Here is a 23,193-nt window from a genome sequence, read left to right on the forward strand (position 1 = left end):
CCACTATACAGTGGCCATTTTTGTTTCTGTGCTGGTTTCAAGATCGAGTTCACCTTCAGGGTTCACTACAATCTCAACGGATCCGCCCTCTTCCGACAGTTCACCAAACAGGATCTTCTCGGCCAACGGCTTTTTGATCTTCTCTTGAATTAGGCGACGCATTGGACGCGCACCCATCTTCTCATCATAGCCATGCTCGGCCAGCCAATCGCAGGCTTCATCACTGGCATGAATACTGACCTTTTTATCGTCTAGCTGAACCTGTAGCTCCATAAGGAACTTATCAACCACACCACGCACGATCTCTCTCGTCAGCGCTTTGAACTGAACGATAGAGTCCAAACGGTTACGGAATTCAGGTGTAAAGAGTCGTTTAATCGCCTCCATACCGTCACTGCTGTGGTCTTGTTTAGCAAAACCAAAGCTGGCACGTCCCATATCCTCAGCACCGGCATTGGTGGTCATGATCAGAATCACGTTACGGAAATCAGCTTTACGACCGTTGTTGTCGGTCAAGGTACCGTTGTCCATCACCTGCAACAGTAGGTTAAAGACTTCGGGGTGAGCTTTCTCTATCTCATCAAGCAGCACAACAGCGTGCGGTGATTTAGTCACCGCCTCGGTCAACAGACCCCCCTGGTCAAAACCAACGTACCCTGGTGGCGCACCGATCAATCGGGAGACAGTATGACGCTCCATGTATTCCGACATATCAAAACGAATCAGCTCAATACCTAAAATACGAGCCAGTTGCGATGTCACCTCGGTTTTACCCACACCTGTTGGCCCGGCAAATAAGAAGCTACCGACCGGCTTGTTGGGCTCTTTAAGTCCAGCACGTGATAGCTTGATTGCCGCCGACAGGTTATCGATCGCTTCATCCTGACCCAAAACAACCATTTTCAAATTGGTATCAAGCTTAGCCAGTTGTTGCTTGTCAGAAGCTGAAACCGACTTAGGCGGGATTCGAGCGATCTTAGCGACAATCGTCTCGATTTCGGGCACATCAATCGCTTCAACTCGATCCTCTTCAGGAATGAGTCGCTGATAAGCACCCGCCTCATCGATGACATCGATCGCCTTGTCTGGAAGATGCTTCTCATTGATGTAACGATCCGCCATTTCAGCCGCCGACTTCAGGGCAGCATCGGTGTAACGTATCTCGTGATGCTCTTCAAAGCGTGATCGAAGACCTTTCAAAATTTGGTAGGTATCTTCGACACTAGGCTCTAACACGTCCACTTTTTGGAAACGGCGTGCCAAGGCGCGATCTTTCTCAAAAATGCCGCGGAACTCTTGGAAAGTCGTTGATCCAATACAGCGCAACTGACCTGAGCTTAATAGAGGCTTGAGCAGATTACTGGCATCCATAGAGCCACCCGAAGTGGCGCCGGCGCCAATAATGGTGTGAATCTCATCAATGAACAGAATCGCTTCGCGCTGATCTTTGATCTCGTTTAGCAGTGACTTAAGGCGTTTTTCAAAGTCGCCACGATACTTCGTCCCAGCAACCAGCGCACCCAAATCTAAGGAGTAGACAACTGAATTGGCAATCACATCAGGCACTTGCTCTTCAATGATTAGCTTCGCCAAACCCTCTGCAATGGCTGTCTTACCGACACCGGCCTCACCCACTAACAGCGGATTATTCTTGCGACGACGTGACAGAATCTGAACAACACGCTCAACCTCTGAGTCACGCCCCACCAGCGGGTCGATCTGACCAACCGCTGCCTGTTTGTTTAAATTGATCGCATACTTAGAGAGCGCACTCTCCTGTTTCTGCTCATCTTTCGCATCCGCTGCAGCAGACTGCTGCTCATTGTCTGACTCACTGTCCGAAACGCCATGCGATAAAAAGTTCACGACGTCCAACCGCTCTATCCCTTGCATCTTAAGGAAGTAAACAGCTTGGCTCTCTTGCTCACTGAAAATAGCAACCAGAACATTGGCGCCGGTGACCTCGGTCTTGCCCGACGACTGGACATGAAATACCGCGCGCTGAAGGACACGCTGAAAACCAAGTGTTGGCTGGGTTTCGGACGCTTCGACATTATCGGGAAGCTGAGGCGTTGTCTCTTTAAGGAAGTTGTGCAGCTGATTGACCAGTGCATCAAAGTCAGCCCCGCAGGCAGCCAGTACTTCAAACGCATGACGATTATCGATCAAGGCCAATAACAGATGTTCAACGGTCAAAAACTCGTGACGAGACGTACTGGCTGATTGAAAAGCCTGACTTAGAGTATCTTCTAACTCTCGATTCAACATAGCGAATCTCCTTATGCCTGCTCTACTTCACAGAGTAGCGGATGTTTATTGTCACGTGAATACTGATTAACTTGTGCCGCTTTTGTCTCAGCAACATCTTTAGTATAGACGCCACAGACGCCTTTGCCTTGGGTATGAACGGCCAACATCACTTGAGTGGCTTTCTCTTCGCTCATGTTAAAGAAGCCCATTAACACTTGAACCACAAACTCCATCGGCGTGTAGTCATCGTTCATGAGCAGCACTCGATAGAGCGAGGGTTGCTTCAATTCAGGTTTCGCCTCAGCCGTGGCCAATCCCGGTGGATGCTGTTGATCGTCGTCTTGATCGGACATTTCAGGCTGTGCATGACGCTTTGTAATACTCATTTTCACCAAATTAATCTAAATATAAAAAATTACCGCTTTAGAGTTTATGCGTTTTTCGAAAAGCGCTTCATTACCCAGCGCCCGCTAAATACTCTTTAAGTGTAACAAACAGTCAGTGTGTTGAACCCATTACGGATCGTTCATTTAACCAGTTTACGCACTCATGTTACAGATCAGATTGCATAGGAGGATGTCATGCATAGAGGTCAGGTGAAGTGGTTCAACAACGTCAAAGGTTTTGGATTTATTCTGTGTGATCAGTTTGATCAGGAGCTTTTCGTACACTTCAGTGCTATTCAGAAAGAGGGCTATAAAACCCTTAAAGCGGGTCAAGAGGTCGTCTTTGACGCTAAACCCGTCGAGAGCGGCTACCACGCTATCAATATTCAGTTCGACGTAGCCTAAAAGGGCTCATTCTGGGACTTGGGGCTGGCAGACTTATCGCGTACACTGCGCGATAAGTTTTGAGTACTCCTACCCTATGTCTACCCTCTATCTACTGAACAAACCCTTTAATGTCCTACCCACCTTTACCGATGATCAGGGTAGAGACACGCTTGCACAGTTCATTGATATCCCCAAAATCTACGCCGCAGGCCGTTTAGATTACGATTCCGAAGGACTACTGGTCTTAACCAGTGACGGCGAACTGCAGCACCGGCTCGCACATCCTAAGTTCAAACTCCCCAAAACCTACTGGGTTCAAGTAGAGGGCAGTATCACTGAACAGGCTTTGGATCAGCTAAGACAAGGGGTAGAGTTAAAAGATGGCTTAACCCGCCCCGCCAAAGCAAACATCATCCAGATCGATGAACCCTGGCCAAGAACACCACCGATTCGTGAGCGCAAAAACATACCAACCAGCTGGATTGAGCTGGTCATCAGTGAAGGGAAAAACCGCCAAGTCAGACGAATGACGGCGGCCGTCGGATTTCCAACCTTACGTTTGATTCGCTATGCCGTGGGTGAGTGGACAATCGATGATTTAGCACCAGGCGAGTGGCGAAAGTTGGACGTTAACCTAGCACCACTGCCTAAAAAGAGAACTCAACCTGCGAATAACAGGCGGACTAGCGGTCGCCCCAGCTCTTCGCGGCCTCGACGTCGCTAGCTTTCTGCTCGACCCAAACCGATCCTTTATCACTCACCTCACGCTTCCAAAACGGCGCGTCACGTTTTAGATAATCCATAATAAAGCTGGCCGCTTCAAATGCAGCATTGCGATGCGCCGAACTCACAGCCACTTGCACAACCTCTTCGGACAGCCCCATAGGACCGACTCGGTGCACAATATAGATACGTTTTAGCGGCCAACGTTCTCGTGCTTGAGTCGCTATATTGGCTAAGGCCTTTTCAGTCATGCCTGGGTAGTGCTCTAGCTCCATGAACTCTAAATCGGCATCCGGCAATTCACGCACCATGCCTGTGAATGAGACCAGTGCCCCCACCCCTTCTGGTGACTCTTTCAACCAAGTCAAACCATCTGAACTGTCAATCGGTTGCGTAACGACTTCAATGCGATCTTGCATTCTGACCTCAAAATTAAGAAACACCGCCTAGAAACGGCTTAAAATCTGATATGATAATCAGCTATTTTATTGCAGATAGTTAAACGATGCACGACTCCAAACCAAACCGCTGGTTTCCACATGCGACCGTCGCAACAATTGTTGAGAAAGAGAATCGCTTTTTACTGGTAGAAGAGATCATCAACGGCGATCAAAAGGTGCTTAACCAGCCAGCTGGCCATGTTGAAAATGGAGAAACTCTGTTTCAAGCAGCACTGCGTGAAACCGAAGAGGAGACCGCATGGAGCGTTGAACTGGATGCCCTACTGGGACTCTATGTCTACCGCGTGCCTGAATTAGATCTCACCTTCCATAGGGTGACTTTTATCGCGAATGCGCTGTCGCATAACCCTGAACAGGCATTGGATGAGGGGATTCTCCAAGCGGTCTGGATGACGCGCGATGAGGTAGCAGAGAACAAGCACCGTTTACGCAGCCACCTGGTACTGGACTGCATCGATGACTATTTGGCAGGCAAACGCTACCCACTTAATTTAATACACGATCAATTAGACTGACTTCATGAGCACAAAATCGATCACCGAGACAAAAGTTATTGTCGGCATGTCTGGCGGCGTGGACTCCTCTGTCTCTGCATACCTTTTAAAAGAACAGGGCTACCAAGTTGAAGGTCTGTTCATGAAAAACTGGGAAGAGGACGACGGTACTGAGTACTGTACCGCTCTTGAGGATCTTGCCGATGCACAAGCAGTGTGCGACAAACTTGAGATCAAGCTTCATACGGCTAACTTTGCTGCAGAGTATTGGGACAACGTCTTCGAACACTTTTTAGAAGAGTACAAAGCGGGTCGCACCCCCAACCCAGATATCCTCTGCAACCGTGAAATCAAATTCAAAGCCTTTCTTGAGTATGCCCAACTACTGGGTGCCGACATGATTGCAACCGGTCACTACACACGTCGTCGCCTGCAGGGTGAAAAGGGCGAGCTGTTAAAAGGTCTAGATCCCAACAAGGATCAGAGCTACTTCTTACACCAGGTGGGCCACCAAGAGCTGGCCATGACGCTATTCCCTGTTGGAGAGTTGGAGAAACCTAAGGTTCGTGAGATTGCAGAAAAGCTCGATTTAATTACCGCCAAGAAGAAGGACAGCACGGGTATCTGTTTCATCGGTGAACGTCGCTTTACCGATTTCTTAAAACAGTACATCCCCGCTCAACCAGGCAATATCGTCACACCCACCGGGGATGTCATCGGAAAACACCAGGGCTTGATGTACTACACCCTTGGGCAGCGTCAGGGCCTCGGAATCGGCGGCCTAGCCAACTACTCCGAAGATCCATGGTTCGTGGCGGGTAAAGATTTGAACGCTAATGAACTGATCGCAGTGCAAGGCATCGATAATGAGCTGCTCTACAGTGATTGGCTCTATGCGTCCGAGATTTTTTGGATCAACGGTGAAGAGCCTCAGCTACCGATGAGTTGCACCGCAAAAGTCCGTTACCGACAAGCGGATCAAGCCTGCCGCATTGAGAAGCATGATAAGGGCTACAAGGTCTATTTCGACCAACCTCAAAGAGCGGTTACACCGGGACAATCTCTGGTCCTCTATCAAGACGATCTCTGCCTAGGCGGTGGCGTTATTGAACAGAGTTCACGTGACCTGACTTGGGGGGATCGATAGATGTCGAGGGCAAAACAAGAACAAGCGATCGCAATGGCTGCCATCTTCCAAGCAGCTCACCTCGTCGATCAGATTGCGCGCCAAGGGAGCTGTTCAAGCAGCAGTTTCGAAGTCTCTATCGCGTCACTGTTCGAGATGAACCCAGCTACGACTGAGGATATATTTGGCGGTCGACAGCAACTCAAAATCAATCTCAATGATGGCTTTAATTCAATACAGCAAATTATTGATAAAAAAGAGAATACTTACTCACCAATGGTGATGCGCTACGCACTAAGCCTGATCACATTGGAGCGCAAACTGGCCAAGAACAGCGACTACCTGAACACCATTTCAGAGCGCCTGGATGAGCTTGCCAAAAAAGCGGACTACTTCTGGCTGAACAATCACCGTGATGACGAACCGACCGATGCCAGTCGATTCACTCACAGCTCAGTAATAGCTGGTATTGACGCTCTCTATCAAGAGACGATCAGCAACTTTAATTTCAGAATTCAGGTACAGGGTGACCCACGCAATCTGCAGAACAATGAAAATGCAGCCCGCATACGCGCCCTTCTACTGGCAGGCATTCGAGCGGCTATTCTTTGGAGACAGGTTGGCGGCCAACGCTGGCACTTGATCTTCTTTAGATCGCGCGTCGGTGACGCCCTACAAGAGCTGAAGCGTCTTTAAATAGAGATCTCTGCCAGATCCTTTCGCGGTTTCAGCTTTGCTGAATTCGCTCCTACAATTGTGCTTCGTAGAAATATAGTACGGAACTCGGATGTGGGAGCGAATTAGCGCGAAGTTGCGGTGACTGGCTTTTAGCCTGTCATCCACTGACGGGCTTCCAATGGAGGCGCTGGAAATTGCTGATAGAGCGGATGACAGGCTAAAGCCTGTCACCACAACCTTAGACACTCCCCAACCTCTGCTTTTTTCTATATAATCTCGACCCTTAAATTCACGCTATTCAAGAGACCCCATTCATGGAACTCACTGCTCTAACAGCCGTATCGCCCGTTGATGGCCGCTACGGAAGCAAAACCTCTGCCCTTCGTACTATTTTTAGCGAATTCGGATTGATCCGCTTCCGTGTTGAAGTTGAGATCCGTTGGTTGCAGCAATTAGCTTCACACCCGCAGATCACTGAAGTCCCTGCATTAAGCAGCGAAGCCAATGCACTGTTAGATACACTGGTTGCTGAATTCTCTTTAGAACAGGCTGAGCGCATCAAAGAGATCGAGCGCACAACCAACCACGATGTAAAAGCGGTTGAGTATTTCATTAAAGAGCAGATCTCTGGCAATGCAGAGCTAAACGCGATCAGCGAATTTGTTCACTTTGCTTGCACCAGTGAAGATATTAACAACCTGTCTCACGCACTGATGCTGAAAAACGGCGTCGCCGTAATGCGCACAGAGATGGAAGCGATTGAACAGGCCATTGCAAAGATCGGACAAGATTTTGCCACTCAGCCAATGCTATCGCGCACCCACGGCCAGACAGCTTCACCATCGACCTTAGGTAAAGAGATGGCTAACGTAGCTTACCGTCTGCGTCGTCAAATCAAGCAGCTAGACAGCATCGAGTACCTTGGCAAGATTAACGGTGCCGTTGGTAACTACAATGCCCACCTAAGCGCATACCCAGAGATCGACTGGGAAGAGAATGCCAAGAGCTTTATTGAAGGTCTAGGATTGAACTTCAACCCCTACACGACGCAGATTGAACCTCACGACTACATTGCTGAGTTGTTCGACCTAGTCTGTCGTTACAACACCATCCTGATCGACTTTGATCGTGACGTTTGGGGCTACATCGCCTGGGGTTACTTCAAGCAGAAAACGATTGCTGGCGAAGTGGGTTCATCAACCATGCCACATAAAGTTAACCCAATTGATTTTGAAAACTCAGAGGGCAACTTGGGCATCGCGAATGCAGTAATGGGCCACCTGACCATGAAACTGCCAATCTCTCGCTGGCAGCGCGATCTAACAGACTCAACCGTACTGCGTAACCTAGGTGTCGGGTTTGGCCACAGTCTGATTGCCTATGCATCGACACTGAAAGGCATTAGCAAACTTGAAGTGAACGCGGCACGCCTAGATGAAGATCTAGACAACAGCTGGGAAGTGCTAGCTGAGCCTATCCAGACAGTGATGCGCCGTTATGCGATTGAAGAGCCGTATGAGAAGCTAAAAGCACTGACTCGCGGTAAAGGGATGACTAAAGAGGTGATGCTCGATTTCATCGAAACACTTGAGATCCCAGAGTCCGCTAAAGCAGAGCTTCGCACACTGACACCGGGTACTTACGTCGGTAATGCAGCAGAACAAGCGTCTCGCATCTAATCGATGAAGCGCTGAATAAAACGCTCCTTATGGGGCGTTTTTATTGTTTAACACAACAGATCACCCATCATGCTGAACAACATTCGAATCGTTTTAGTCGAGACCTTCCACCCTGGAAACATTGGAGCGGCGGCTCGCGCACTGAAGAACATGGGACTGGGCCAACTCTGGCTAGTCAACCCTCGTGAGTTTCCAAGTGAAGAGGCCACTTCGCGTGCCGCTGGCGCTAAAGATTTATTGGAGAGTGCGAAGGTAGTTGCAACCCTCGAAGAGGCGATTGCAGACTGTCAGCTGGTGGTCGGCACCAGTGCTCGTGAAAGAACCTTCGACCTCCCCTTGCAAGACTTAGAGAGCGCTGCACAACAGATTCATACTGAATCACACTCCGGCGAAATCGCGATCATCTTTGGGCGCGAGACTATGGGTTTAAACAATAAAGAGATGCTGATGTGTAATCGACACCTGTTTATTGATGCCAACCCGGACTACCCGGTTTTGAATGTTTCACAGGCGATTCAACTGGTCTGCTATGAGTTACGCCGTGCCAGTCGCCTAGCACCTGAAAAAGTTGAAGAGGCACCCTACCCGCGCCAACATGAGATGGTTCTATTCTTTGAACACCTAGAGCGCGTGCTACGTCGAGTCAGCTTTATCATCCCTCAACACGAAGGACGCGTATTGGATAAACTGAAACGCTACTTCAATCGCACCCGTCCAGAGAAAACCGAGATGGGTATGTTACGAGGCATTCTCAACGCCGTCGAAGAGACCCTGGATCGCGAAAACAAGGGAAGCTAACGCGCGAAACCGGACATCGCCTCATCTTCGATAAGGCTCCAACAACAATCTATTGAACTCGTCTTCCCTTTCACACACGCATTAAGGCTTTTCCAAAAACGCCTCTAAACCCGCAGCGGCAACCGCATGATCCTCTGGCGCTTTAGCACCTGCTACCCCTAGCCCCCCGATGGTTTCATCGCCCAGCTTAACGGGTAGACCACCAGCGATCAGAGAGACTTTAGGATTTTGCGCTAGCCCCTGCATCACCAATGGACGCTCACCCACAATCTCCTGCCACTTAGCGGTTGGCCAGCCATAGCTCGCAGCGGTGTAAGCTTTACGCTCCGCAAACTCCAAAGAGGCATCCGGCGCCTTAGGGTTTCTGAGTACCACTAAAGGCAGACCTGAGCGATCGACGACAACCACATTCATGGCGAACCCTTGAGTATCCGCTTCAGCTTGAACGGTTTTAGCCAATTCAAGTGCCGCTTCCATTGTTAAAGAACGAACCGATTCAAACATAGCTTCCCTGGTTACCTCATACCACTCTATGACTTTGCTTGTGGTACTGATCAAAGAGCACAATGATCAGTAACAGCCCCAACAAACTTAAACTCAGGTATCCCAAGAAGCTACCTGCCATTGCAAGATTATCCCCAACGAAATACCCAAAACCAAAATAGATTAACAACCAACCAAGCCGACCTATTAGACAGTTTAGCCAGTATTTTGTTCGACCTAATGAAGAGGCACCTGCCATCAGGCTGACAACCGCACTGATGTGCGCCACCAAAGATCTCGACAGTATTAGTGTCAAAGAGCCCCAACGGTGAAAAAGATGCTCTACCCTGTGACGACTCTTCTTATTGAAACCAAATTTTGCGCCGTGCTTATCGAACCAAGCGGTATCCATTCGTCGACCCAACTCAAACAACAGAACATCACCTAAAAACGCTGCAACCACTATCCCAACAGCCGCAAAAAAAGCATCGAACAGACCTGAGAAGGCCATTAGCCCCACTATTCCGGTCATTGGACCCGCTGGTACAGGCAAACCTAAAGCACCAAGTAATACAACCGCTAGCACGATAGGAAGACCATAAAGAGCCAACCCCTCATACAAGAGCTCATTGAGCGACGCTGACCAAGAGCCATCATCACTCTGCTGCAAATCACCTGACTGGGGAACTAAAGACTGAACCTTAGCAATCAGAGTCAGTTCACTCATACCTCGACTCTCCGCAATCGATTTTAACGTTGAGCTCTTCTCTGGCAACGGCGCACCTAGCACCCCTACCAATCCCTCTAATGAAACCTGATAATGGTCAATTAAATCACTCAGTGTATCTTTAGCACGGATATCTGCAGCGGTCTCAGAACCCAACAACCTCGCATTGTTAAGCACCGTATAGGTTTTATAACTCTTATTCACATTGAACAGAGTAAATGCCGTCAATATTATGAAAACAACCAAAAAGCTCTTTTTAGAGAGCTTGGGGAGGATGATAAGAGGGATTTTCACGACAGTTTTTTCTGCCAAAAGAGGGCTTCACCCCCTAGTTCACCAAGATCGTAGCCTTTATAGCCCAACCGTTTGTAAGCAGACTGAGCAACGCCATTCGCCTCTAATACTTCCAAGGTAATTTTGCAGCAGTTCAACTCATTAGCCACCGCTTCGATAGCAGCAAAGAGTGCATCGACAACACCCTTACCTCTCGCTTGGGGTGCCACATAAACGTCGTGAATATTGATCAATGGAGCGGCATTAAAGGTGCTAAAGCCCATAAAGGCATTAAGCAGCCCCACTGGCTGATCATTCACATAGGCAATAAAGCTATTTGCACCGTCTACCTCAGCTAATTTAGCAGGAAGAGCCTGCTTCACTTCATCACTAAGCGGAGTGTCACCCCCCAAGGGATCCAATGCATAGGCATTTAATAGAGTGACAAGATCTTTACCCTGTTGCGGGTCTAGGTAATCGACTCGTGTAATCTGTAATTCATTCATCACTGAATAATAGTAGCTCACCCAGGATCGGTCTATCTAATTCATCTATTGGTGACTGGCCTTCAGCCTGTCATCCGCAGTTAGGTTGTTGGAGCGATCTCGAAGAGGTCGCGATTAATTTTCGTATGCATCTAGCTAGTAGCGACGGTGACTGGCCTTCAGCCTGTCATCCGCAGTTAGAATTTAATACCTATCTGGAAAACACCGATAAAGCAGATGACAGGCTGAAGCCAGTCACTGGAATTCTTAACAAAGTAGATATCACCCACCGGCCCTTTAATTTAAAATGAAGCCATCATTTTTAAAGGATTGGCTATGTACACAATTAACTGGGGTGATTTAACGGTTGAGACGTTTCTGCGTGACTATTGGCAACAGAAACCAGTGTTAATTCGCAATGCATTTCCCGACCTTGAACCCGTTGTCAGCTCTGATGAATTGGCAGGCTTATCCCTCGAAGAGGAAGTCGAATCGAGACTGATTCAATTCAAACCGGACAGCTCAGAATACCAGTTGGAATGTGGTCCTCTAAATGAGGAGACCTTCGCACATCTTCCAGAATCGCACTGGACGCTTCTAGTGCAAGCCGTAGACCACTACTCCCCCGAAGCAAAAGCATTGCTAGATGCCTTCAACTTTGTCCCTAACTGGCGCATCGATGATCTGATGATCAGCTATGCAACGCCGGGTGGTGGTGTTGGACCACACTATGACAACTACGATGTCTTTTTAATTCAGGCTAAAGGGACACGTCGCTGGGAGTTGGGTGCTATCGAATCCAGCCAATCACCCCGTTTACCGGATGCGCCGGTTATGATTCTGAGTGAATTCCAATGCCTAGAGAGCTTTGATCTGGAGCCGGGCGATATGCTCTACCTCCCTCCACAAGTCGCTCATAACGGCATAGCAACCAGTGAAGATTGCGTCACCTACTCTGCAGGATTCAGAGCACCATCCGATGCCGAGATACTGCGAACCGTATCAGACAGCATCGGTGAAGCCCTGACTAGCGAACACCGGTTTAGTGATCCTAAACGAACTCTTTGCCAATCGCCGGGGGAGATCGATCAAGCGTCCATCACTCAAATCGAACAGCGCCTAAAAGCACTTTTATCCAATCGGGAACAGCTTGAAAGCGCTTTAGGGTCCTTGTTTTCAGAACCTAAGTATCCTGATCAAACTGAACAGCTTGACCCAGAGGATTACGATGATTGGATACTGGGCGCCACCGAGGACGGTATCGAGCTTCTTCCAAACAACCGCCTGCTCTATTCTGATGGTGAACAGTTCAAACTCTTCTGTAACGGCGTTCAGCTAGAGGTCGATGACGCAGAGATAGAACTTGCTAAACAGCTAGCCAATCAAGGTTACCTATCAGCTAATCAGTACAAGATTGGCGAGTCATCGCTCATCAAACAGCTCTTTACTCAGGGAGCCATTCAGTAGGTAATCGTGCCTTCACATTAAACCAGCGGTTCGCCAAAGGACAGCTTATGTCGCTTTCATACTATTTTCCACCTACAACTTCTTGCCATGCACCAAAGGTCTTATAGAAGAAATTGGTATATAAAAAGAGTATTTAATCGCTGTAAAAACAGACAATTTACGACCATTTACTATTAAACTTAAGTCGCTAAACCATAGTCTATATTAAAGTAAGTTATTGTTTTATATAAATTAAAACAAATATCACCACATTGACTGCTTGTAGTTTAACTACAAGAAATACGACCACCCCCTAACTGACACCCTCCATTCTATGCTGCTATGCACAAAAGCACTTTGACAGCAGGTGCAGCAATCCTCATGATGTCGCCATCGGTCAGGTTTGATTTTTTTGAACCGACAGAGATTTAACACATTCGGGTGCACAGGTACCCATTATTGAGGATGAGATATGTCTACATACAAACAAGAGATTGAAGCTCAACAAGCGACTTGTAACCAGTACGGCGGCACTTGGTCAGCAATCAATGCTGAATCTGCTGCACGCATGAAACTTCAGAACCGTTTCCACTCGGGTCTAGATATCGCTAAATACACTGCAGCGATCATGCGCAAAGATATGGCTGATTACGATGCTGATACATCTAAATACACTCAGTCTCTAGGTTGCTGGCACGGCTTCATCGGTCAACAGAAACTAATCTCTATCAAGAAGCACTTCGGTTCTACTGACAAGCGCTACCTTTACCTATCTGGCTGGATGGTTGCGGCTCTACGTTCAGAGTTCGGTCCACTTCCTGACCAATCAATGCACGAGAAAACGTCTGTGCCAATGCTTATCGAAGAGCTTTACACCTTCCTTAAGCAAGCGGATGCGTGGGAACTTAACCACCTTTACCGTGAGCTAGACGCTGCACGTGACGCTGGCAACAACACTAAAGAGCAAGAGATCATCGCTAAGATCGATAGCTTCGAGACTCACATCGTTCCAATCATTGCTGATATCGATGCTGGTTTCGGTAACGCTGAAGCAACTTACCTGCTAGCTAAGAAAATGATCGAAGCCGGTGCATGTTGTATCCAGCTAGAGAACCAGGTTTCTGATGAGAAACAGTGTGGTCACCAGGACGGTAAAGTTACTGTACCTCACTCTGACTTCCTAGCTAAGATCAACGCTGTACGTTACGCATTCCTTGAACTTGGCGTAGATGACGGTGTAATCGTTGCACGTACTGACTCTCTAGGTGCTGGCCTAACTAAGCAGATCGCTGTGACTAACGAGCCAGGCGACCTAGGTGACCTTTACAACAGCTTCCTAGATGGCGACGTAATCAACGGTCCTGAAGACATCAACAACGGTGATGTTGTCGTTAAAGCGAACGGCCAACTAATGAAGCCTAAGCGTCTTCAGTCTGGCCTATTCCAGTTCAAAGCGGGTTCAGGCGAAGACCGTGTTGTTCTTGACTGTATCACGTCACTACAAAACGGTGCTGACCTTCTATGGATCGAAACTGAAAAACCACACGTTCAGCAGATCGCTGGCATGGTTAACCGCATCCGTGAAGTGATTCCAAATGCGAAACTTGTTTACAACAACTCACCTTCGTTCAACTGGACTCTAAACTTCCGTCAGCAAGTGTTTGATGCTTGGACTGCTGAAGGTAAAGATGTTTCAGCCTACGATCGCGCTAAACTAATGAGTGCTGATTACGATGAAACAGATCTAGGTAAAGAAGCGGACGCTAAAATCCAGAGCTTCCAGGCTGATGCATCACGTGAAGCGGGTATTTTCCACCACCTCATCACGCTACCGACTTACCACACGGCTGCTCTATCAACTGATAACCTAGCGAAAGGTTACTTCGGTGACGAAGGCATGCTTGCATACGCAGGCGGCGTTCAGCGTAAAGAGATCCGTCAGGGTATCGCGACTGTTAAGCACCAGGACATGGCTGGTTCTAACATCGGCGACGACCACAAAGAGTACTTCGCAGGTGATGCGGCTCTTAAAGCAGGCGGTAAAGACAACACAATGAACCAGTTCGCTAACGTTTAATCGTTAGACACTGCTCACAAAAAACGCGCCTTCGGGCGCGTTTTTTTTCTTATAAAAACCTAGATAAGACCAAATTGGTATAAATTCAGAGGGCCTCACTTCTTAAACTCCAACTATAATGAGTTTATAACAAACCGAAAAAGCCGAAGAGACACAGATTAGATGGCACAAAATTTGCTAAGAATAGTGTTCTTATTAACGCTTAATTACTCATAAGTATGCAGTCTATGAATTCATATCTAAGCAACCTGTTACGCCACCCAATCTACTCATTGGCTTTAGCGATATTCGTCGGATTAGTCAGTGCTGGGTTGACCCCTACACTTTTCTTCGACGCTTTTCATCGCGTTACTTGGTTCGATATTGGACTATTTTTACCCGTGGTGCTTGTCGCTGCCTCGGCAAAAGCGTCTAAAAGCTTAATCCTGCGTAATCGCCAAATTGGGCTATACCTTTTGGGTTATCTCCCACTCCTCTGGTATCTAACAACTGAATCACTAGAGCAAACTCTGATCAAAGGGGTCATAGTTGCCATTGTGGTTACCGTCGTTGTGCACACTAGCACCCCCATTTTTGATGACTGGAAGAGAGAGAGCCGAAGCAGGCGTTTACTGGGTGTGCTTTCGGTTATCATCGGATCGCTTTTCATAGCTTATCTTGATGGCAAACTGAGTTACATTAGTTTTGCTGAACAGTTCTTTCCGGCCTTTATCGCGATCTTAAGTGCCCGAATCTTCATCACTTGGCTAAACATCGATAAAACAGAGAGAGAGCCTTTTCAGATCTCTCATCTCATTCCGGTTGCACTCTTCATTGGACAATTACTCTTTGTAAACCTAGCACCCGACGCGTTTTTGAGGCCGGGCATTGTCATATCCCTTGCCCTACTCGCTGCTGCTATCACTCTACCCTACAGGTTATTCTGTCTCTTTTTGCCAATTGCCTTGCTACTGAACGCTGTAGAGTTTTCTATCAGTCCTTATACCCAAGCAATCGTAACCGATCGTGTTCTGCTTACATTGGCCGTGGTTACACTCGTTAGCAGCTTAATCGCAGTTAACATTCAACAGCTAAGGCAGTCTAAACAGAGACTTCTCCAAAACAGTTCTCTATTAGAGCAAGCCGTTAACCGCTTCGAGAAAGTATCCACTGTTTCAGAGATCGCTCTTTTCGAGCAGATGGATGCGCAAGGTTCTTTATGGAGTAACCAACAACTAAACAATTTGTTGGGTATTGATCAAGAGACCAACCTTTCATTGCAGGCTCTTTTAGACAAGATATCAATTAACGACCAACCGGCACGACTTGAGGATCTAACACCTCTAGATAACCAACCCTACAGAGCAATTGTCAGCATTAATGGCAACTCAGTGACTGCCAAAAAAGTATTACTTACTGCGAATGTCGATCAACAAGGTTTTCTATTTGGTTCACTGATTGATCAAACTGATACGCTTGAACGTGGACTGATAGCTCTAAAGGCTAAGCGTCAAGCAGAGCAATTTGAGAAGATCAGTACAGCATTAATGCAGACATTGGAACAGGCGGCTGAAAAGTCAGGTTTCGATCTGGCCACAGTGCACCAAGAGTCAGAGACTATCCACTTCGCTTTCAAGGGTCATAGCGTTAATTTTCCCTCTACCGATTTTGCAGTTCATCAATTAGTAGAGAGAGTAAAACCATCGCACAAAGAGGCAATTAACTATCTCTTACAGGGCAAAATTGACAGCTGCGAAATTCCATTAAACCTTTCGAAAACTGAAACCATTTGGTGGAAAATCGACCGTATTGGCGTTGACCCTGAGAACAATGACAACCTGTTTATTCAAGATATAAGCTTGGAGAAACGAAACCAAGATAGAGTTTTGAAGTCTCGATCTGATGCAGAACTGGCCATTCGAAAACTCAACATCACGACAGATACATCGGGCATTGGTCTCTTTGAGATAGACCCAATCAATGAAAAAGTGCGTCCATCTGCAACCTTGCGAGAGATACTAGATTTACCGGTTAGTGAATTTATCTCTATTAAGGGATTTTTAGGCCTCTTCGACGAAGAAAATGATAGTGAATTTAAATCGACACTTTTGAATTTGTATACCTTCAAAGGACCTAAACATTTTAACGTCACAATAGATAGTCAAAATGGTAAACGCTATTTTGATATTACAATGACCAGTCAGGGGTTATTGTCGGTTGACCGGCAAACCCTTGGTAGCATAATTGAAACAACAGATCGACAGAGGCTCATAGAGGAGTCAAAAGAACTCTTGCACCAGGCAAACCTATCGTTTGTTCAACTTCAGGAGCGCTTTGAGAGTGAAAAACGGCTATTTGGCATTATTGCACATGAGATTAGAACACCCGTCTCAGCAATAAAAATGATGCTTGAAGATGATAGCGACCACAGCCTAGAGATCAATCAGAGTGTAAACCATCTATTGAATCTAATAGATGATCTTCGAAATGTTGTTAAACCTGAACAGCAAACTGAAAGACAGAGAAAAACCGGTCGCATTTCACAAACTTTGCTAGAAGTGTGTAACTCAATGCAAATCTCAGCCAAAGAGGCTCAAATTGATCTAGTTGTGTCAGAGTTGGACTGGGAAGACCCTGAAACCTATTTTGACACGACCTCTCTTAAACAGATGCTGATCAACTTTTTGCGCAACGCTTTTATTCATAGCGGTGCTAGTCAGGTCTCTGTTGATCTCTACAGACCGACGATCGACACCAACATCGTCAACTACACCCTTAAAATAAGTGATAACGGACAGGGGATACCGAAGGAGTTTCAAGCCAATATATTTAATGCCTACTATCGCGGCGACTCAAAAGCGGATGGCAGTGGTATTGGCCTGTATCTCTGTATGCAAATTGCCCATGAATTGAGCGGCACTGTCCAATACGAAGATACCCCTGGTGGTGGCGCTACCTTCTTGATCAATCTAGCCGTGGATCTTATCTCAACGGACCCTAGCACTAGCGAGCCCGATTCACAGAAAACTTCAGAGCCAAACGAGTCAGCTCAATCAACTAAGGATTTGGACCTTACCAATAAGCGTGTTCTGGTCGCTGAAGACAATCTAATGATTCGCACGCTTACCAAAAAAATGATTGAGGGTCTTGGAGCCGAGGTGGTTGCCCAGGAAGATGGTCAGTTAGCTCTTGAGGCCGCTAAAGAGAACGACTTTGACCTAGTAGTGACGGATATTTTCATGCCAAACCTCGATGGATATGGCTTAGCATCAGCGCTTCGTGAGATCGGTTTCACCGGACCTATTGTCGGTGTGTCGGCTGCCACAATCGGTGAGGAGTGTGATCGATTAATCGAAGCCGGTGCTTCTGTGGCACTGGCAAAACCTATCTCTGTAGAAAAATTGACGGAAGCATTACAATCCATAGATCAACAAAACCAGAGTCTATGACATGTCGGACAGTTATCTATTTACGCCTCGCCCAGTAACCGCCCTAACGATTCGCGGGGATGAACGTCAATTTCCTGTGAATCGCATCTTTTGCGTTGGCCGAAGCTATCAAGCGCATGCGGCCGAGATGGGCGATAAGATTGATAAAACCACACAAGAGCCCTTCTACTTCATTAAAGACCTTAACGCCATTCAGGTGTCAGGAACCGATCTACCCTACCCTCCAGGAACCGAAGATCTACACTACGAGATGGAGTGGGTCGTCGCCATCGATCAGCCGGGCTTTGAGGTTGATGAATCCACAGCCGAATCAATGATCTTTGGCTACGCCTGTGGGTTAGATATGACACGCCGTGATCTGCAGCAGAAAGGCAAAGACAAACGTCGCCCTTGGGATCTAGGTAAAAACTTTGAAGGCGGTGCCATCATTACCGACCTGGTACCAAAATCGGTCACAGGAGTGCTTGAACGTGGCAGGATCGAACTGCGTGTGAATGGTGAAACCAAGCAGTCAGCTGACATCTCTGATCTGATCTGGTCACCCGCAGAGTTGGTCATGCACCTCTCTAAATATTACCACTTACAGCCGGGTGATCTTATCTACACCGGTACCCCAGAAGGAGTGGGCCCCGTTGTAAAAGGTGACCGTATCGAAGGCAGTGTTGAAGCGGTGGGCTCAATTTCACTTAACATCGTATAACGAATTATTAAAACCCTCTCAAAAGGAGATAGTGATATGAAATGTAATGTCGGTGGAATGGATCGCGCTCTGCGCATTATTGTCGGTTTAATCCTGATTGGACTGGCCTTCACTGAGACAGTGGGTAGCTGGGGTTACATTGGTGTAATACCGCTGTTAACCGGTGTGTTTGGATTTTGTGGTGCTTACACACTGTTCGGACTGAACAGCTGTAAAACTAAGTAACACTTCATGGGTTGGAGCGGTCTTTCAAAGGCCGCGATTATCGCCTCATCTTCGATAAGGCTCCAACATCAATTCAAAGCTTTAAGCGTTGGAGCGATCTCACAGAGGTCGCGAAAAAGGCATCGCCTCATCTTCGATAAGGCTCCAACATCAATTCAAAGCTTTAAGCGTTGGAGCGGTCTTTCAAAGGCCGCGATTATCGCCTCATCTTCGATAAGGCTCCAACAATTGAACTTAACTTGCCTAAACAACTTCGCCGGCGGCATTTCCTGATGCCCAAGCCCACTGGAAATTATGCCCGCCCAAGTGCCCTGTCACATCCAACGACTCACCGATAAAGTAGAGGCCTGATACGCTTTTTACTTCCATGGTTTTCTGGGAGATGGCCTGAGTATCTACCCCACCAATGGTCACTTCAGCTGTACGATAGCCTTCGGTTCCCGATGGTTTCACCCGCCATTGAGTCAGTTGCTTGGTGAGCGCTTCAATTTTCTCATTGGAGAAGTCACCCACTGCCCCAGCAAAGCCCCAGATTGAGCACAATACCTGAGCCAATCGCTTACTCATGTATTCACTGAGCACACGCTCAATGCTCTGTTTTGGAGTCGCTTGTCGAGCCTCTTTAAGTTGCTCGTCAATATCAATACCGGGAAGCAGATCAATTTCAACACTTTGACCTGGCTGCCAATAGCTCGAGATCTGAAGAACCCCAGGGCCGCTTATGCCTCGATGAGTAAACAGAATAGGTTCCAAAAAGCTCATACCCGCACAACTGACACGCGCATTTTGTGCAGTCCCAGAGAGCTCTTTGAGTGGTGTTAAAATGTCAGGCTGCAGCGTAAATGGGACCAGTGCGGCGCGGCGAGGGGTAACCGGTAGGTCAAACTGTTCGGCCACATCATAAGCAAAGCCGGTCGCACCACCATTAGGGATGGAGAGTCCGCCTGTTGCAATAACCAACGACTCACATTGAATTGAATCAGCCGAGGTTTCTACGAGAAAACCATGCTCATTTTGTGTAAGCGAATGGACACTCACCTCTGTCTCAATCTTTACACCCGCCCAATCGCACTCAGTGGTGAGCATCGTCAGAATCTCTTTACTGGATTCATTACAGAAGAGCTGGCCTGGGGTCTTCTCGTGGTACTCAATCCCATGACGATCGACCATATCGACAAAGTGTTGCGGTGTATAACGACTCAATGCCGATTTGCAGAAGTGGGGGTTATTCGATAGAAAATTGGCCGGTGTTGAGTGAAGGTGGGTGAAGTTACAACGCCCTCCTCCTGACATTAAAATCTTACGCCCGACTTTTTTAGTGTGTTCCAACACTAGAACAGAACGGCCACGATAGCCAGCCGTTAATGCACACATCAGACCGGACGCACCGGCACCTATAATTACGACATCAACCCTGCGTTTACTCATTCGCTGTCGCTGGTCTGCTCGCGGCTGTTATCGGCTTTTTCAGCGCTCTCTTTGTCAGCGTTGTATTGACGGATCTTATCCGCTAAGCGGCCACCCTTGCGCTCACCACGACGGCCGGCCTCGGTATCTCGCTCAATTGCTGATTTAGTCGGTTTCGCATTAATACGTTTCTGATCAACCGAAACATGCTTTTTTTTCTGTTTTTGCGCACGCTGTTTTCGGCTCTCATAGCTGTCGGGGTCGGCTAGACGCTCCTGCTTACGGGGCGTTTTATCCAGCACGATTTTGTTAGCCATGCGCTTCTGCTTTTTTAAACGGGTCACTTAGAACTCTCCTCTGCCTTGGCCGCTTCTTCGGCCTCTTGGGCAGCTAATTCAGCGGCAATACGATCTTTCTCTTGCCACTCTTCCACTGTTTCAAAACTGATGCGCCCTAGCTTACCACCGCGCATCTCGTTCATGAGTATCTCGGCCGCCTTGTGTATATCGACCACACCACCGGGTCGCAAGCAGCCTCGTTTACGGCCTATTTGATCCAATAAGCCTTCACCTAACTCCGGCAGCTCTTTCAGTTTATAACGCTCTACTAGTCGCTCAGGGTAAGCATTAAGGATGAAGTTAGCACCATAGACGGCCACCTGATCATAATCGATCGCAGTATCTTTAATTGCACCGCTGACCGCCAACCGGTATCCAGAGTCTTGGTCTTCAATTTTTGGCCACAAGATACCGGGAGTATCCGACAGAGCCATCCCCTGAAATACACTGTAGCGTTTATTCGCTTTAGTCACGGCAGGTTCATTACCCACTTTGGCAATGCGTCGGCCTAAAAGAGCATTGATCAGAGTCGACTTACCCACATTAGGAATGCCCATGATCATGGCACGCACTGGGCGATCTTTGTTAGCACGGGCAGGCACGGCATCTTTACAGATTTGCGGAATCGACTTGATGGTTCTCTTATCACTTGTCGTTAACTCGATGGCCGTAATGCCCTCTTGCGCATTGAACTCCTGTAACCAAGCCTTGGTTTTGTCGGGATCTGCCAGATCGGATTTATTCAGAATTTTAAGAACAGGTTTGCCTCGACGTAACGAGGTCACCAAGGGGTTCTCGCTTGAGCGAGGCAAGCGTGCATCCAACACTTCAATAACAATGTCGACCTCATCCATAAGTTGCGCAATCTCTTTACGCGCTTTATGCATGTGACCGGGAAACCAGTTAATACGTTCCATAATGACCTATGCCTTTAAGTTGGGCGCATTATACCTGTTTATTAAGAATGAATCAGAGACAAAAAAACCGGAGCCCCTTTCGGTGACTCCGGTTTTTTACAAAAGAGTGATTACTCTTGTGGGAAAGCCTTAAGCGTACAATTAGTTATCTCACGCGCTAGACGGATAACCTGACAGCTGTAGCCGTACTCGTTATCGTACCAAACGTAGAGAACACAGCTCTTACCGCTTGAGATAGTGGCCAATGCATCGACAACACCTGCAGCACGTGAGCCGACAAAGTCGCTCGAAACCGCTTCAGGTGAGTTAGAGTAGTCAACCTGCTTCTGAAGATCAGAGTGCAACGCCACTTCACGAAGGTAGTCATTCAAAGACTCACGCTCAGTCTCTTTCTCTAGGTTCAGGTTAAGGATCGCCATAGAGACGTTCGGTGTCGGAACACGGATCGCGTTACCAGTTAGCTTACCTTCCAATTGTGGAAGCGCTTTAGAGACCGCCTTTGCTGCACCCGTTTCAGAGATAACCATGTTAAGCGCTGCTGCGCGGCCACGGCGATCACCTTTGTGGTAGTTATCGATCAAGTTCTGGTCGTTAGTGTATGAGTGAACGGTCTCAACGTGACCATTAGCAACACCGTACTTGTCATCAATCGCTTTAAGGACAGGCGTAATGGCGTTAGTGGTACACGAAGCAGCCGATAAGATTTTATCCGATGCATCGATGTCACCATGGTTAACACCCATAACGATGTTTTTGATGCCTTTACCTGGTGCTGTAAGGATAACGCGATCAACACCTTTAGATTGAAGGTGAAGCGCTAAGCCTTTGTCATCACGCCAGATACCGGTGTTATCAATCACAAGAGCGTTATTAATACCGTACTGCGTGTAATCAACTTGATCTGGGCCATCGGCGAAGATCACTTTGATCGCATTACCGTTAACGATCAGGGAGTTCGTTGCTTCATCAACTTGGATAGTGCCTTTGAACGAACCGTGAACTGAGTCACGACGCAACAAACTTGCACGCTTCTCTAGGTCGTTATCGGCTTTGCCCTTACGTACAACAATCGCGCGCAGACGCAGCGTGTGACCTGCACCCGAGCGGTTCAACATGAATCGAGCCAGTAGACGACCAATGCGACCGAAGCCGTATAGGACGACGTCTTGACCACCAGTATCTTCTGTTGATGCGCCAGCAAGTTCAGACTCTAAATAATCATTCAAATCCGCTGCACCCGATTTACGGAAATTAACAGCCAATTTACCGATGTCGATGTGTGCGTTGCGGATGCCCATTTGAGACACCTTCTCAAGTACTGGGAAGGTATCTACGACTGAAAGCTCTTCACCCTCAACCTGACGAACGTAACGGTGATCTTTAAGTAGATCGATCACAGATTTACGAACAGACAGTTGGCCGAAAACAGAAATTTCAACGTTTGATTCACGGTACAAACGACCAACCACAGGGACCATCGCTTCGGCGATCGATTCACGAGCATTCCACTCTGCTAGCATCAGTTCTTGAGACACAGCACACTCCTTTATAAAGGTTAAGTAACCCGTTAATTATGACACAGATTGAAATAAAGGATATACAACTTACTGTTCATAAGTTATTGATATAACTTGTAAAAAACCAACAAATGTCGACTACAAAACTACAAAACCCCTATTTTTTTGTGAAAATTACGTAACTATTA

22 protein-coding genes are annotated in these 23,193 nt (G+C 47.5%); 12 read left to right on the plus strand and 10 right to left on the minus strand.

The annotated features are described in order from the left end of the window. Nucleotides 1–3: 3 nt before the first annotated feature. Complete coding sequence (gene clpA, locus XMD579_RS06185) at nucleotides 4–2,268, minus strand: ATP-dependent Clp protease ATP-binding subunit ClpA (RefSeq protein WP_173481040.1); 2,265 nt, start codon at nucleotides 2,266–2,268, stop codon at nucleotides 4–6. An 11-nt stretch (nucleotides 2,269–2,279) separates the two neighbouring features. Continuing rightward, nucleotides 2,280–2,636, minus strand: coding sequence for an ATP-dependent Clp protease adapter ClpS (gene clpS / locus XMD579_RS06190; RefSeq protein WP_217362057.1), 357 nt, complete (start codon nucleotides 2,634–2,636; stop codon nucleotides 2,280–2,282). A gap of 195 nt (nucleotides 2,637–2,831) precedes the next feature. On the opposite strand from clpS, the gene XMD579_RS06195 reads away from it, so the two are divergent. Together XMD579_RS06195 and XMD579_RS06200 are read left to right on the plus strand one after the other, a co-directional pair. Then, nucleotides 2,832–3,041 carry a cold shock domain-containing protein gene (locus XMD579_RS06195; protein WP_173481041.1) on the plus strand — a complete coding sequence of 70 codons (210 nt, stop codon included), beginning with the start codon at nucleotides 2,832–2,834 and terminating at the stop codon, nucleotides 3,039–3,041. 76 nt (nucleotides 3,042–3,117) lie between these two features. Further along, on the plus strand, nucleotides 3,118–3,747 hold the full coding sequence (locus XMD579_RS06200; protein ID WP_173481042.1) for a pseudouridine synthase: 630 nt from the start codon (nucleotides 3,118–3,120) through the stop codon (nucleotides 3,745–3,747). Here the strand turns inward: XMD579_RS06200 and XMD579_RS06205 are convergent. After that, a complete protein-coding gene (locus XMD579_RS06205) occupies nucleotides 3,707–4,165 on the minus strand; it encodes a molybdenum cofactor biosynthesis protein MoaE (protein ID WP_173483679.1) in 459 nt (152 codons plus the stop codon). The genes XMD579_RS06200 and XMD579_RS06205 overlap by 41 nt on opposite strands. Nucleotides 4,166–4,251: 86 nt before the next feature. Here XMD579_RS06205 and XMD579_RS06210 point away from each other — a divergent pair, with 86 nt between their 5' ends. From XMD579_RS06210 to XMD579_RS06230, 5 genes are all read left to right on the plus strand, one after another. Next, nucleotides 4,252–4,722 carry an NUDIX hydrolase gene (locus XMD579_RS06210; protein WP_173481044.1) on the plus strand — a complete coding sequence of 157 codons (471 nt, stop codon included), beginning with the start codon at nucleotides 4,252–4,254 and terminating at the stop codon, nucleotides 4,720–4,722. 4 nt (nucleotides 4,723–4,726) lie between these two features. Beyond that, nucleotides 4,727–5,848, plus strand: a complete 1,122-nt coding sequence (gene mnmA, locus XMD579_RS06215; protein WP_173484016.1) for a tRNA 2-thiouridine(34) synthase MnmA — start codon at nucleotides 4,727–4,729, stop codon at nucleotides 5,846–5,848. Next, nucleotides 5,849–6,523, plus strand: a complete 675-nt coding sequence (gene hflD / locus XMD579_RS06220; protein WP_173484017.1) for a high frequency lysogenization protein HflD — start codon at nucleotides 5,849–5,851, stop codon at nucleotides 6,521–6,523. Between the two features lie 296 nt (nucleotides 6,524–6,819). Continuing rightward, nucleotides 6,820–8,184: an adenylosuccinate lyase gene (gene purB, locus XMD579_RS06225; protein WP_173481047.1), complete on the plus strand. Its 1,365-nt coding sequence runs from the start codon at nucleotides 6,820–6,822 to the stop codon at nucleotides 8,182–8,184. Nucleotides 8,185–8,253: 69 nt separating this feature from the next. Further along, nucleotides 8,254–8,982: an RNA methyltransferase gene (locus XMD579_RS06230; protein WP_173481048.1), complete on the plus strand. Its 729-nt coding sequence runs from the start codon at nucleotides 8,254–8,256 to the stop codon at nucleotides 8,980–8,982. Between the two features lie 81 nt (nucleotides 8,983–9,063). On the opposite strand, the gene XMD579_RS06235 is transcribed toward XMD579_RS06230, so the two are convergent. Genes XMD579_RS06235 through XMD579_RS06245 form a run of 3 tightly spaced genes read right to left on the minus strand, consistent with a single transcriptional unit; the run spans nucleotide 9,064 to nucleotide 10,992 of the window. Continuing rightward, complete coding sequence (locus tag XMD579_RS06235; RefSeq protein WP_173481049.1) at nucleotides 9,064–9,486, minus strand: heme-binding protein; 423 nt, start codon at nucleotides 9,484–9,486, stop codon at nucleotides 9,064–9,066. A gap of 16 nt (nucleotides 9,487–9,502) precedes the next feature. Then, nucleotides 9,503–10,486, minus strand: coding sequence for a VTT domain-containing protein (locus tag XMD579_RS11515; protein ID WP_173481050.1), 984 nt, complete (start codon nucleotides 10,484–10,486; stop codon nucleotides 9,503–9,505). Next, nucleotides 10,483–10,992, minus strand: coding sequence for a GNAT family N-acetyltransferase (locus tag XMD579_RS06245; protein ID WP_371815195.1), 510 nt, complete (start codon nucleotides 10,990–10,992; stop codon nucleotides 10,483–10,485). Before XMD579_RS06245 ends, XMD579_RS11515 begins: the two co-directional genes overlap by 4 nt. Nucleotides 10,993–11,286: 294 nt before the next feature. Here XMD579_RS06245 and XMD579_RS06250 point away from each other — a divergent pair, with 294 nt between their 5' ends. The 5 genes from XMD579_RS06250 (at nucleotide 11,287) to XMD579_RS06270 (ending at nucleotide 18,826) form a co-directional block, all read left to right on the plus strand. Next, the gene (locus XMD579_RS06250; protein ID WP_173484019.1) at nucleotides 11,287–12,417 is read left to right on the plus strand and encodes a cupin domain-containing protein; all 1,131 of its coding nucleotides are present in this window, start codon (nucleotides 11,287–11,289) and stop codon (nucleotides 12,415–12,417) included. A 451-nt stretch (nucleotides 12,418–12,868) separates the two neighbouring features. After that, the gene (locus XMD579_RS06255) at nucleotides 12,869–14,473 is read left to right on the plus strand and encodes an isocitrate lyase (protein WP_173483676.1); all 1,605 of its coding nucleotides are present in this window, start codon (nucleotides 12,869–12,871) and stop codon (nucleotides 14,471–14,473) included. Nucleotides 14,474–14,700: 227 nt separating this feature from the next. Then, nucleotides 14,701–17,901 carry an ATP-binding protein gene (locus XMD579_RS06260; protein WP_173506083.1) on the plus strand — a complete coding sequence of 1,067 codons (3,201 nt, stop codon included), beginning with the start codon at nucleotides 14,701–14,703 and terminating at the stop codon, nucleotides 17,899–17,901. A gap of 1 nt (nucleotide 17,902) precedes the next feature. Further along, complete coding sequence (locus tag XMD579_RS06265; protein ID WP_173506084.1) at nucleotides 17,903–18,601, plus strand: fumarylacetoacetate hydrolase family protein; 699 nt, start codon at nucleotides 17,903–17,905, stop codon at nucleotides 18,599–18,601. Between the two features lie 36 nt (nucleotides 18,602–18,637). Next, nucleotides 18,638–18,826: a DUF2892 domain-containing protein gene (locus XMD579_RS06270; RefSeq protein WP_173484023.1), complete on the plus strand. Its 189-nt coding sequence runs from the start codon at nucleotides 18,638–18,640 to the stop codon at nucleotides 18,824–18,826. A gap of 243 nt (nucleotides 18,827–19,069) precedes the next feature. On the opposite strand, the gene XMD579_RS06275 is transcribed toward XMD579_RS06270, so the two are convergent. From XMD579_RS06275 to XMD579_RS06290, 4 genes are all read right to left on the minus strand, one after another. Further along, on the minus strand, nucleotides 19,070–20,254 hold the full coding sequence (locus XMD579_RS06275; protein WP_173494482.1) for an NAD(P)/FAD-dependent oxidoreductase: 1,185 nt from the start codon (nucleotides 20,252–20,254) through the stop codon (nucleotides 19,070–19,072). Then, nucleotides 20,251–20,577 carry a hypothetical protein gene (locus XMD579_RS06280; RefSeq protein ID WP_173484025.1) on the minus strand — a complete coding sequence of 109 codons (327 nt, stop codon included), beginning with the start codon at nucleotides 20,575–20,577 and terminating at the stop codon, nucleotides 20,251–20,253. The genes XMD579_RS06275 and XMD579_RS06280 overlap by 4 nt, the downstream gene beginning before the upstream one ends. After that, nucleotides 20,574–21,488 carry a ribosome biogenesis GTPase YlqF gene (gene ylqF / locus XMD579_RS06285; protein ID WP_173481059.1) on the minus strand — a complete coding sequence of 305 codons (915 nt, stop codon included), beginning with the start codon at nucleotides 21,486–21,488 and terminating at the stop codon, nucleotides 20,574–20,576. The genes XMD579_RS06280 and ylqF overlap by 4 nt, the downstream gene beginning before the upstream one ends. Before the next feature lie 110 nt (nucleotides 21,489–21,598). After that, a complete protein-coding gene (locus tag XMD579_RS06290) occupies nucleotides 21,599–23,023 on the minus strand; it encodes a glyceraldehyde-3-phosphate dehydrogenase (RefSeq protein WP_371731516.1) in 1,425 nt (474 codons plus the stop codon). Between the last annotated feature and the right edge of the window lie 170 nt (nucleotides 23,024–23,193).

The organism is Marinobacterium sp. xm-d-579 (assembly GCF_013282935.1).
GTDB lineage: Bacteria > Pseudomonadota > Gammaproteobacteria > Pseudomonadales > Balneatricaceae > Marinobacterium_E.